We start from the raw sequence: 11849 nt of genomic DNA, 5'->3' as shown, positions 1-11849 counted from the left end.
CTATTGTATTTCCTAAAAATTCGTTAGCAAACTATTGAATTGGATTTTTGTGGGAATGTACTCCGCGGAAGTCTGAAGTCGTAATGTGACAAACAATTGCGTCTTCTTCTCAGGCCGCGAGGCCGAGCCGGACGGTACGCGCCAGATCGTCGAGCTGGAATGGTTTGCGCAAGATCGTGCAGCGCTTGACGGCGAGACCCGAAATATCCACGTCCGCGTAACCGGTCGCGAGGATCACCGGCAAGTCCTCGCGCATCTTGCGCGCCGCGGCGATGACGTCGATGCCGTTCATGCCCGGCATCGCGAAGTCGACCACGAGCAAGTCGGGCTTGTCGTCCTGCAAACGGTTCAGCCCGGCCTGGCCGTCCGCGGCTTCGGTCACGGTGTAGCCGAGCATTCTTAAACACTCGACCAGCATCGCCCGCACCTCGCCGTCGTCTTCGACAACCAGTACGCGTTTCACGCCCACTGCGTTCTGTTCGACGTCGGAGACCACCGCGATCTGCGACGCCACGCGCTCGCGCAAGGGCAGCCAGATCTCCACTGTGGTGCCCGCGCCCTCTTCGCTGAAGAGGCGCGCAGTGCCGCCGGCTTGCCGCGCGATGCCGTAGACCTGGCTCAGGCCGAGGCCCGTGCCTTTGCCGATCGGCTTGGTCGTGAAGAATGGATCGAACACGCGCGAGACCACATCGGGTGGGACGCCTGAGCCGGTGTCGACGACTTCGAGCACGACATAGTGACCGTCGCCGAGCGTTTCATCGGGGGCTTCACGCTCTTTCACGTGAATGGCCAACTGACCACCGTTCGGCATTGCGTCGCGCGCATTGATCGCCAGATTGAGGATGGCCAGTTCGAGCTGATTGGCGTCGGCCTGGGTCCACATCTCTTCGCCGTCGAATTCATTGGTGTAGCGGATGCCCGACCCGAGCGACACGGTGATGATGTCGCGCATGCCTTGCAGCAAGGCGACCACGTCCACCGCTTTCAGATCGAGGTTGCTGTTGCGGGAGAAGGTCAGTAGCTGGCCCGTGAGTTTCGCGCCACGCTCGGTTGCGCGTTTGACCGTGGCGGCCATGGCGCGAATGCGATCGTCGCTGCCGATCCGCGCGATCAACTCCGAGTTGACCATGATGACGTTCAGCAGATTGTTGAAGTCGTGCGCGATGCCGCCGGTGAGTTGCCCGAGCGCTTCCATCTTCTGCGATTGCACCAGTACGGCCTGCACTTTGGCGCGCTCGTGAATCTCCATCATCAGCCGGTTGTTGGCGGACGCAAGCTCCTGCGTGCGTCCGGCAATGCGGCTCTCCAGCGAATCGTTGAGGTGCACCAGGGCTTCTTGCGCCTCGATCAGTTCGGCCAGATGGCGGCGCGATTCGTACTGCCGGGAGCGCGCCCTTAGCGATGAACCCACCGCGCGCCGCAGCGTTTCCGAGTTCAGCGGACGCTCGAGCACCACCACGTTGCCGAGCCGCTCGAGCACTTCGAGGCTGCGCGCCGAACGGCGCCCGACGCGATTGGCGGCGAGCAGAATGAAGGGAAAGTCGGACCACGCCGGTTGCTGTTCGAGCCAACCGAACAGGCGCGATGCATGGCCGTCCGCGAGGGCTTCTTCGGCGATCAATGCACTGCCCGCGCCGGCATCCAGCGCTTCGGTGAGTGCATCGGCATCGCGGCAAGCAACGGATACACGGGCGTCCTTCTGCAGGACTTCGGCAATCACATCGGCGTCGCGGCCGAACGGCGCCAGGATAAGGACGCGTTGCTCCATGGCGTTACCGCCGCGACGTGTCGATGAGCCGATCCTGCTCGCCGAGCAGGGCTGTACCGCCGCGGTAGGAGGGCAGGCCGGAGAGCACACCTTCGAAGTCGCGCAATGCTTCGCCGACCTCCACGCCGTTTCGGCCGAGCCGGAACTGGCGGATCGAGCGCTCGTGCGCGTTGGCGCGGCTCTTCACGGCGGTGACGGCCGTCAGCACTTCGCCATGGTGTTCGAAGTAGCGGAACAGCACGACGACGTCGCTCAAATAGCTGATGTCGAGATCGTTCTGCACCTCGCCGATGATGCCGTGCTGGCCGAGCACCAGCATCGTGATGACGCCTTGCTGGTTCAGATAGCCGAGCAATTCATGCATCTGCAGAAGGAGATAGCGCTCGCCGGGCATGGCCTGGAGGTAGGCGTTCAGACTGTCGATGGCGATGTATTTGGCGCCTTTGTTTTCCACCGAGTTGCGCACGTCGCTCGCGAATTCGCCGGGCGAGATTTCTGCCGGATCGATCTGGCGCAAGGTCAGCAAGCCGCTCTCGACGTGCGGCGCCAGGTACATGCCGAGCGTCGCGCAACGGATCATCAACGTGGTGAGGGTTTCGTCGAACACGTAGTAGACGCAGCGCTCGCCACGTTCGAGCGCCGCAATCAGGCACGACACGACGGTCGTGGTTTTGCCGACGCCAGACGGTCCGATCATCAGCGCGTTAGTGCCGGGGATCAGGCCGCCGCCGAGCAGCGCGTCGAGGCCGGACGTGCCGGTGCTGAGCACATTGGTGTCGAACGGCGTGTGATGCTCGGCTGCGACGAGGCGCGGATACACGTGGATGCCGCCGGTGTCGAGCGTGAAGTCGTGATAGCCCTCGCGGAACTTCATGCCGCGCATCTTGGCGATGCGCATGCGCCGCCGGTTGCCGCCGTAGTCGTGCACGAGGTTGTCGAGGCTGATCACGCCGTGCGCGATGCTGTGCAACTGGACGTCGCCGGGGTCCGACGAATTGTCGTCGAGCAACAGCACCGTACATTCGCGGGTGGCGAAATAGCGCTTGAGCGCGAGAATCTGCCGGCGATAGCGCAACGGGTTCTGCGACAGGAGACGCAACTCGGAGAGACTGTCGAGCACGATGCGCACGGGTTTGAGTTCGTCGACCTGTTCGATGACGTTGCGCACGGTCTCGCCGAGCTCGACTTCGGCCGGGTGCAGCACGGTCTGCTCGTATTGCGGGTCGAGGCCTTCGTCGGACAGCAGCTCGAGAATCGTGAACTGGCTGAGGTTCCAGCCGTGGCTGTCCGCGACCGAGATCAACTCGGCGCGCGTCTCGGACAGTGTGATGTACAGCCCCGCCTGGCCCTGCTCAATGCCCTTGAGTAAGAATTGCAACGCAAGGGTAGTTTTGCCGGTGCCGGGCGCGCCTTCGACAAGGTACATGCGGTGGGGGGTGAGGCCGCCTCCGAGGATGTTGTCGATTCCCTCGATCCCCGAGGAAAGGCGGGCCGTTGAGGCGGCGGCAGGTAGGTTGGGCATAGCGTAGCGATCGCGTCGGTAGTGGCTTTGTTTTTTCAGCCGGTACGGACGGAATGCAATTTGTATGCCTATGGGTGCGTTGCGCCGGCCTTCGCGGTTGTGTCGCAAGCACCCGGAACGCTCAGCCGTGAACGCGCTCCTTGACCAGTTCGATAAAGCGGGTCGCCGCGCTATTGCGCAGTCCCGCGGGGTAAGCAAGATGCAGCGGAGCACTCAACTTCGCGGGATTCGTCAATGTGCAATAAACGGTGCCCACCTGGTCATAGCGTTGCATCGACGCCGGCACCAGCGTCACCCCCAACCCTGCCGCGACCAGATTGATCCCCGACACCATGCGTGGCACCTCGCGCGCAATCCGCGGGACAAACCCGGCTTGCTTGCATGCTGCCAGGATATCCGCATACATGCCCGGCGCCCCCGGCCGGCGGACCAGAATGAAGTCCTCGTGCGCCAATGCCTTTAGCGACACCTGCGGCCGCTTTTTACCCGCCCCTTTCAGCAACGGATGCCCAACCGGCAATACCACCACCATCGGTTCGTCGAGCAATAACTCGAACGCCACGCCCTCGCGTACATCGACCGGCTTGCGGAGAAACGCGGCCTGAATTTGCCCCGCGGCCAAACGCTCGATAATTTCCGCCGCATTGAGTTCGGCAAGTTCCACGGCAACCTCGGGGCACACCGCGCGAAAGGCCCGGATCGTCTCGGTGGTGAAGGGATGGAACGCCGCCGAACTGGTGAGGCCGATCGAGATCGTGCCGAGCTCGCCGCGCGCAATCCGGTTCGCCCTGTCCACCGACTGTTGCAGCTCCTGCAGCAAGCGTTGCGCGTCTTCCGCAAAGGCTTGCCCCGCAGGCGTCAAAGTTACGCCGCGCGGCATGCGCACAAACAGTTCGAAGCCGATCTCTTCCTCCAGCGTTCGAATCTGCTGCGAGAGCGGCGGCTGTTGCATGGCCAGCCGTTCGGCCGCACGCGTGAATTGGCCTTCCTCAGCAACCGCCAGGAAGTAGCGCAAATGTCGAAGCTCCATCGTGTTCTGTCTCCTGGGTCGCGCTTTGCGTTCGATTCATTGCCATATCGTATAGATATGGATAGTGCATAAAACAGGTATTTTACATTTACCACGCCCAATCCTACGATCTCGTCCATCGCGTCGATCGAGGCCTGCGCTGCGTACGACAAGTACGGCAAGCAGGCTCGAGCGCCCCGCGACATAAAACAAAATCCACAGGAGACGATAGTGAAAAAGCAATGTGCGGTGGCCGCATTGGCCGTGGTGAGTTGCGCGAGTGCGCATGCTCAGGCATCGGTCACGCTGTACGGGGTGATCGATACGAATATCGAATTCCTCAACCATGCAGGGGCCATTGGTGGCTCGCTGGTCCGCGAGAACTCCGGTGGACTGAGCAACTCGCGCTTCGGTTTTCGTGGGACCGAAGACCTCGGCGGCGGCAATAAAGCGTTCTTCATTCTCGAAGCGGGCTTCAACGGCAACGACGGCACCAACGCAACGGCCGGCGTGCTATTCAACCGGACCGCGGCGGTCGGGGTGTCGAATGAAGCCTTCGGTGCGTTGTCGGCGGGTTTGCAGTACACGGCGATGTACGACACGCTCATCAAGTACGACCCGATGGTGTTCGGCCAGCAATACACGTGGATGCCGACCACCGGCTCCGCGGACGGCTTCTCGTTCAAGGCGCGCGTGAACAACTCGGTCAAGTATGTGGGCCGCTTCGGCGGCTTGACGGCGACGGCGGATTACAGCTTCGGCGGCACGGCGGATTCGTTTCAAAGCAGCGCGGCATACGGCGGCGCGCTCGATTACGACAGCGGCAGCTTTGCCGCAGCGGTGGCTTACGACTACCGCAACGGCGCCATCAATTCGACCGGCATGTGGACCAAGTCGCGCAACTGGAGCGCGTCGGCGCGCGAGCAGATCGGCGACGTAACCGTCATGGGCGGCTACGAGCACTATCTGTTCAACCCGACCAAGGGCAAGACGGTGTCGTCGGCGTTGTGGTTCGGCGGCGTGCGCTATCTGATCGCGCCGACGTTCCGTTTGACGGCCGCCGCGTATTACCAGAGCAACAAGGCGGACAACGTATCGAACTCGTTGATGGGCGTGCTCGGTGCGGACTATATTCTGTCGAAGCGAACCGATGTGTACGCAACCGTTGCCTATGCCGCTTCCACGCGCTATGCCAACGACCAGTACACGCCGGTCGGCTTGACGAGCGACACCGCTTTCGGTCCGAACCAGACGGGTGTGACGCTCGGTATCCGCCACCGGTTCTGAGTTTTTGAGCTTTTCAACGACAGATTTGACGATGCGCCGCGTTCAAGACAGTGCACGGTGATCAGGAGCAAGCTGCATGACATTCAATCTTTCACGACGTCTGGCGATGGGGTGCGCGGCAGCCGGTGCCGCCATGCTGGCGTTGCTCGCGCAACCGGCATTCGCGGTGCATGCCTACGAGTCGCATCTGAAACCGGTGGCGACGATCTCGGATACACGGTTTGTGATCGACGCGCCGCAAGGGCAAGCTGAATTTCCGCTGTACCTGTCGAAGGATTGGACCGTCGCGCAGCCGCAGGTGACGCGTGCGGTGATCGTGATTCACGGCAAACTGCGCAACGCGGACGTGTATTTCCGCACCGCGCAGAATGCACGCGACGCCGCTCATGCGGATCCCGATAGCACGCTCCTGATCGCGCCGCAGTTCCTCGCCACGCTCGACACGCGTATGCATAACGAACCGGCCAATCTGTTGCGCTGGACCGGCGACGCGTGGATGGGCGGCGAAGCGGCGCGGGCGCCGCAGCCCATCAGTTCGTATGCAGTGCTCGACGCGATCGTCACGCGTCTCGCGGATCGCAAGCTGTTTCCGAATCTGCGGCACGTCGTGTTCGCGGGGCATTCAGGTGGTGGCCAGGTCGTGCAGCGCTACGCGGTGGCGGCGCATAACATCGGCGTGCTGACGGATGAAGGCATCGACGTGCGCTACGTGGTGGCGAGCCCGTCGACGTATGCGTATTTCGATGCACAACGGCCGAATGCGCAAGGTGTAGCGGCGCCGTTCGATGCCGCACAATGCGCCGATTTCAATCAATGGAAATACGGCATGGACAATCGGCCGCCGTACCTGGATGACCGCTCGCCTGCGCAACTCGAAGCGACGTATGCGTCGCGCCGCATTGACTACCTGGTCGGCGGCGCGGACGATGATCCGCAGCAAAGCGCGCTCGATAGAAGCTGTGCCGCCGAAGCGCAAGGTCCGCAGCGTGTCGCGCGTGCAGAGGCGTATTACCGCTACATCCAGTCGCGTCATCCGGAAGGGTTGAAGCAGAGTTTTCATATCGTGCCGGGTGTGGGTCACAACGGCGCGCGCATGTTGACGTCGGTCTGCGCGTTGTCGGCGATGTTCGACACCAAAGGATGCGAGCAATGAGCGAGGCGAGTTTGAATCGGCGTGACGATGCGGCGTCCGCTTTGGAGGCATCGAACGGACTGAGCCCCTCGATGGTGCGGCGCGCGATCTTTGCCTCAGTGCTCGGCAACGGGCTCGAGTGGTTCGATTTTCTGATCTACGGCTACTTCGCAAAGATCATCGCGCAGGTGTTCTTTCCTGGCGGCAGCGGTTTCGTGTCGATCATGCTGACGCTCGCCACGTTCGCCGTGGGCTTTATCGTGAGGCCGATCGGCGGCATTCTGCTCGGCATCTACGCGGACCGGGCAGGGCGGCGCAAAGCGCTCTCGCTGCTGATCATTTCGATGGCGGCGAGCACGCTGTTGATGGGCCTCACGCCGGGCTATGCCAGCATCGGCATCGCGGCGCCGTTGCTCGTGGTGCTCGCGCGGCTGTTGCAAGGGCTCTCGGTGGGCGGGCAGTTCGCGACGGCCTCGGCGATGCTGGTCGAGTACGCGCCGCCGCACAAGAAGATGTTCTACGGCAGCTTCAATATGTCGGCGCAGGCGTTCGCGTTGCTGCTTTCGTCAGGCGTCGGTTATCTGCTGACCACGCAGCTCACGCATGAGCAACTGGTGGCGTGGGGCTGGCGCCTGCCGTTTCTGTTCGGCGCATTGGCGGGGCCGTTCGGTTTCTACATCCGGCATCGGGTGGCGGAATCGCCGGAGTTCGAGCGCTTGCTCGATCAAAAGGACAAGCCGCTGCGCGTGACGGTGCGCCAGTTCTTCCGCGATAACGGCGACGCGGCGATCTGTGCGATGGGCGTGATCATCATCGGCGCGGCGACCAATTATGTGTGGCACTCGTATCTGTCGGTGTATGTCGAGCGGCAATTGCATCTGCCGCTGTCCACCGCGCTGCTCGGCGCGTTCGTGTCGGGCGTGCTGAATCTGTTCCTGTTTCCGCTGTCCGGCAAGCTTGCCGATCGTTACGGCGCGTACCGGCTGTTCTATCCGATTGTGATCACGTGGATGGTGTGCGTGTATCCGCTGTATCACTTCGTCGTGACGAATCCCACGCCGGGGCATCTGTTCATCGCGCAGATGGTCGCAACGGTGTTCCTTGCCGCCATGTCCGGTTCGCACCCCGGCATGCTCGCGACGCTGTTTCCGGTGCGCAGCCGTTCGGCGGGCGTGGCGCTGTCGTACAACATTGCGGTGACGCTGTTCGGCGGCATGGCGCCGCTCACCATCACCGCTTTGACGCACCTGACCGGCAGCAGTCTGACGCCGGCGTTCTACCTGATTTTTGCCGGTTTCGTGTCGCTTGCGATGGTGTATTTCACGCGCTCGGGACGTGAGCCGGGCGGCGCAACGGCGAAGTTCGTCACGCGTTAACCGCCACTAGCCAGACTGATTAGATGACTCACGAGCTTATTGCATGACCCAGCCTTTGATTACCGATGACGAACGCGCGCCAAATGAACGTCCGGTTGCCGTCGTCGCGAGCCGGCATCTGAGTGTCGCGACGCTTGCGGGTAGCGGCACCGTGCCGGTGTTCGCGAACGGCGACTGGCTTGCGCCGACGCATGACGTCAAGCGTGCCGTGATTCTGATTCACGGACGCCTGCGAAATGCGGACACGTACTTCAATCTGGCGGAGCGCGCGTGCGCACTGGCTGGTGGCGATGCGGCCGATACGCTGCTGATCGTGCCGCAGTTCCTCGCGAGTGCCGACGTTGGCGCGCATGCGTTACCGCCATCCACGCTGCATTGGGAATGGACTAGCTGGATGGGCGGCGACAACGCCGAAGGTCCGGCGCCGCTCAGTTCGTTCGATGTGCTCGACGCCATTCTGCAGACGCTGGCGTCGCGTGAGCAGTTTGCGTCGCTGACCGAGGTGGTGATCGCCGGGCATTCGGGCGGTGGCCAGGTGGTGCAGCGCTATGCCGTGGTGACGCGCGGTGAGGCGCCGCTCGTCGCGCGCGGAATTGCGCTGCGCTATGTGGTCGCGAATCCTTCGTCGTACGTGTACTTCGATGCGATGCGGCCGACAGCATCAGGTGAATTCGTGGCGTTCGATGCGACGGCATGTCCGTCGTTCAATCGCTGGAAGTATGGGCTCGAAGATTTGCCGGCCTATGCTTCGAGCGACGGTGATTCGAGCTCCGCTGATGCGCTCGAATCACGCTATGCGCGTCGTGACGTCACCGTGCTGCTCGGCGGCGCGGATTGCGATCCGCAGCATTCGGCACTTGACCGTTCATGCGCTGCGCAGACGCAAGGCGAGCATCGGTTGGAGCGCGGATTGGCTTACGCGCGCTATATGGCGTCGCGGGATCCGGAAGGGGCTGCGAAGCATCGTACGTTTGTGATCGACGGCGTCGGGCACGACGCGAAGGGGATTTTTGCATCGGCGCAGGGGCTGGCGGCGTTGTTCGGCAAGGCATGAACCGTGCTACGGAGATAAGGCCAGCTTTCAAAGGACTGTGCCGACATGAACAAGACCCGAATTCTCGCGGCCGCGATCGCCGCTGTATCACTTGGCGCATTGCTGCCGTGCAGCGCGAATGCTGACGATGCGCCTAGCCCGTGTGCATCGCTCAAACGGATCGTCGCGGCGGCGCCGGACGGCCTGGCTTCGCTGACACCGGATGACGGCAAGGGCGTCGCGCAACCCTACGGCGATGACGCCCAGTGTTCGGCGAGCCGCGGGAGTTATCAATGCACGTGGACGCCGCATCACGACGCCGGTTCGAGCGCGGACGCGCTGCAGGGTGTCGCGGCGGACATCGCCTCGTGCCTGCCGGACGCGACGCATGATCAGAATTCACCGGGACGTCAGCATTTTTATCTTGGCACGCGCGCCAAACGGACCGATATCACGTTGACGCGGGCTGATTCGAGCAAGTTGAGGCTGGTTGTATCGGGCAAGTGAGCGGGCACGTGCGTTTCGGACTATCCGAGCGTAGCCGTTATTGTGATGCTGGCCACCATGTCCAGCCGCGTCGCGAGCGTCGCAACTCGACCATCGAGAGCGGCGCGATTTCGATGTGCGGAAACACGCCCGGCGGCGCGCCGAGTGCATGAACGATCGCGGCCCGGATCACAGGCGCGTGCGTGACGGCGACCACGGTCTGTGTGTTGCCTTGTATGACGTCCTCGCTCAACGCACCGTTTAGCGCATCGAGCCACTGTCCCACCCGCTTCACGAGTTGACTGAACGACTCGCCGCCGTGCGCGGCCGTGTCGGGATCGTGTGTCCATGCGGCGAGGTCGTGTGGTGCTTCGACCGCGAGATCGGCAAGGCGGCGGCCGTGCCACAGGCCGTAGTCCATATCTGCCAGCCGCTCGTCGACCGACGCCGCGGCACCGAGCCCCAAGGCCGACGCCGTGTCGCGCGCACAAACCGCAGGGCTGACGAAAACTGCCGCGTCATCCGGAATCGACAGACGCGCTCGTGCGGCGGCGGCTTCGGCGAGGCCGCGTGCGTCGAGCGGGTCGTCGGCAGGGAAGCGGCCCGCGCGCATCGCCGCGGTCGATGCGTGGCTGATCAGTAACAGCCGTATGTCCATTCAATTGATTTCCATAAAGACCGGACTAGAGCGGGACGCCGCGTACATGCTTTGCATTGCCGGGAGGCAAAGTTTAGCGCGTAGAATAGCGTCACTGCGAAGCACGGAAGCCGGTGAGAGCCCGGCGCGGTCGCGCCACTGTAATCGGCATTCATGAGCCGAAAGCCAGACCTGAGCTTCGCACCATCCCTCTTCAATCGACTATCGGGGCGCGTTACCCCCAGGAGATGTCCATTATGTCCAACGCTGTTTTCGATTCCACGACACAGCCCGTCGCCCAACCCACGCCGATTCCGCTGCGTGAACTGCTGCCTTGGGTCGTGTTCGGCGGCTTGCTGCTGTTGCTCGCGCTGTATTTCGTTGGTGCGGAGCAGGGCGCCACGTCGCTGGTGCCCGGCATGTATGTGCACGAATTCGTGCACGACGGCCGCCATCTGCTCGGCTTTCCCTGCCACTAACGGAGTCGAACATGGTCGGTAAATTGTTGGTACGCGGGATGCTTGCAGGCATCGCCGCGGGATTGCTCACGTTCGGCTTCGCGAGATTGGTGGGCGAACCGCAGGTCGATCAGGCGATTTCCTTCGAGGAAAAGGCCGACGCCGCCAAAGGCGAAGCGCCCGAACCCGAACTGGTGAGCCGCGGCACCCAGGCGGGTCTCGGACTGTTGACGGGCGTGGTGACGTACGGCGCCGCGTTCGGTGGGCTGTTCTCGCTGGTGTTCGCGTATGCGTATGGCCGCGTCGGTACGCTGAGTGCGCGCGCGTTGTCCGCATGGCTCGCGCTTGGCGCGTTTATCACGCTGGTGATTGTCCCGAACATCAAGTACCCGGCGAATCCACCCTCGGTGGGCGACCCCGAGACGATCGGGATGCGGACCGGCTTGTTCTTCCTGATGATTGCGATCTCGCTGGCTGCAATGGTGTTTTCGCTGAAGGTTCGACGCCGCGCGGCACTGAAGTTGGGCGCATGGAATGGTTCGATCGTGGCGGGCGTGGTGTTCGTTGCGATCATTGCGGCCGTGCAACTGTCGATGCCGACGATCAACGAAGTGCCGGCGGCTTTCCCGGCGGTGCTGTTGTGGAAATTCCGCGTCGCGGCCATCGGCATGCAGGTGATTATGTGGACGACCGTTGGACTGCTGTTCGGCGCGCTCGTTGAGCGCAGCAAATTGCTGGCTCCCGCGAGCCGCAGCGCCGCGAAGTCTGCTTACCTTTGATGTGAACGGCGTGACCGTGCGAGCCGCGGTCACGCCGACGTGCAGCGCGAGAGAAGCCAAATACATCAAGTACTTGGCGCGTTTGCCGGAATGTTATCCACAGGCTTGTGAACGTTTTCTGTGGATAAGCCACCCCTCTGCAATGCGCCGCTCCGCGCCAACCGTGTCGGCGATCATCGCTGCGTCTCCCCGCACCGCAAGCAACAAACCGATCTGCGTCAAGCACTTAGGTACGATGCCCCGTTGTTATCAACAACCCTATGAACATTTTCTGTGGACAAGTGCCATGGCTGCATAACGTTATGCAAATCGCTTGGTTGCCCGAAGCCGGGGCACATCCGACACTCACTCCAATCTCAAGC

General features: G+C 62.5%; 11 protein-coding genes and 1 riboswitch. Of the genes, 7 read left to right on the top strand and 4 right to left on the bottom strand.

Going from position 1 to position 11849, the window contains the following annotated elements:
* Positions 1-109: 109 nt before the first annotated feature.
* The 3 genes from M0D66_RS20375 to M0D66_RS20365 form a co-directional block, all read right to left on the bottom strand.
* On the bottom strand, positions 110-1768 hold the full coding sequence (locus M0D66_RS20375; protein ID WP_266211429.1) for an ATP-binding protein: 1659 nt from the start codon (positions 1766-1768) through the stop codon (positions 110-112).
* 4 nt (positions 1769-1772) lie between these two features.
* The gene (locus M0D66_RS20370; protein ID WP_266211428.1) at positions 1773-3290 is read right to left on the bottom strand and encodes an ATPase domain-containing protein; all 1518 of its coding nucleotides are present in this window, start codon (positions 3288-3290) and stop codon (positions 1773-1775) included.
* Between the two features lie 121 nt (positions 3291-3411).
* Entirely contained in the window at positions 3412-4320 is a 909-nt protein-coding gene (locus M0D66_RS20365; protein ID WP_200619491.1) for a LysR family transcriptional regulator, read from the bottom strand.
* 210 nt (positions 4321-4530) lie between these two features.
* Here M0D66_RS20365 and M0D66_RS20360 point away from each other — a divergent pair, with 210 nt between their 5' ends.
* From M0D66_RS20360 to M0D66_RS20340, 5 genes are all read left to right on the top strand, one after another.
* Positions 4531-5586 (top strand): porin, encoded by a 1056-nt coding sequence (locus tag M0D66_RS20360; RefSeq protein ID WP_200619490.1) that lies wholly within the window; start codon positions 4531-4533, stop codon positions 5584-5586.
* A gap of 76 nt (positions 5587-5662) precedes the next feature.
* Positions 5663-6739, top strand: a complete 1077-nt coding sequence (locus M0D66_RS20355; RefSeq protein WP_256457390.1) for an alpha/beta hydrolase — start codon at positions 5663-5665, stop codon at positions 6737-6739.
* Positions 6736-8094, top strand: a complete 1359-nt coding sequence (locus tag M0D66_RS20350; protein WP_266211427.1) for an MFS transporter — start codon at positions 6736-6738, stop codon at positions 8092-8094. The genes M0D66_RS20355 and M0D66_RS20350 overlap by 4 nt, the downstream gene beginning before the upstream one ends.
* Before the next feature lie 43 nt (positions 8095-8137).
* On the top strand, positions 8138-9148 hold the full coding sequence (locus M0D66_RS20345) for an alpha/beta hydrolase (RefSeq protein WP_266211426.1): 1011 nt from the start codon (positions 8138-8140) through the stop codon (positions 9146-9148).
* Positions 9149-9193: 45 nt separating this feature from the next.
* A complete protein-coding gene (locus M0D66_RS20340) occupies positions 9194-9634 on the top strand; it encodes a hypothetical protein (protein ID WP_093635116.1) in 441 nt (146 codons plus the stop codon).
* 37 nt (positions 9635-9671) lie between these two features.
* On the opposite strand, the gene M0D66_RS20335 is transcribed toward M0D66_RS20340, so the two are convergent.
* Positions 9672-10271, bottom strand: coding sequence for a histidine phosphatase family protein (locus tag M0D66_RS20335; RefSeq protein ID WP_200653085.1), 600 nt, complete (start codon positions 10269-10271; stop codon positions 9672-9674).
* A gap of 54 nt (positions 10272-10325) precedes the next feature.
* Positions 10326-10465, top strand: a riboswitch (cobalamin riboswitch).
* Positions 10466-10507: 42 nt separating this feature from the next.
* Between M0D66_RS20335 and M0D66_RS20330 the strand changes: the two genes are divergently transcribed.
* On the top strand, positions 10508-10729 hold the full coding sequence (locus M0D66_RS20330) for a CbtB-domain containing protein (RefSeq protein ID WP_054040208.1): 222 nt from the start codon (positions 10508-10510) through the stop codon (positions 10727-10729).
* Between the two features lie 11 nt (positions 10730-10740).
* A complete protein-coding gene (locus tag M0D66_RS20325) occupies positions 10741-11487 on the top strand; it encodes a CbtA family protein (protein WP_054040165.1) in 747 nt (248 codons plus the stop codon).
* Positions 11488-11849 lie beyond the last annotated feature (362 nt).

This window comes from Paraburkholderia sp. SECH2 (assembly GCF_030464795.1).
GTDB classification, from domain to species: Bacteria; Pseudomonadota; Gammaproteobacteria; order Burkholderiales; family Burkholderiaceae; genus Paraburkholderia; species Paraburkholderia aspalathi.
Note: the sequence above shows the minus strand (reverse complement) of the source record. Positions and strands in the feature narration are given on the sequence as shown.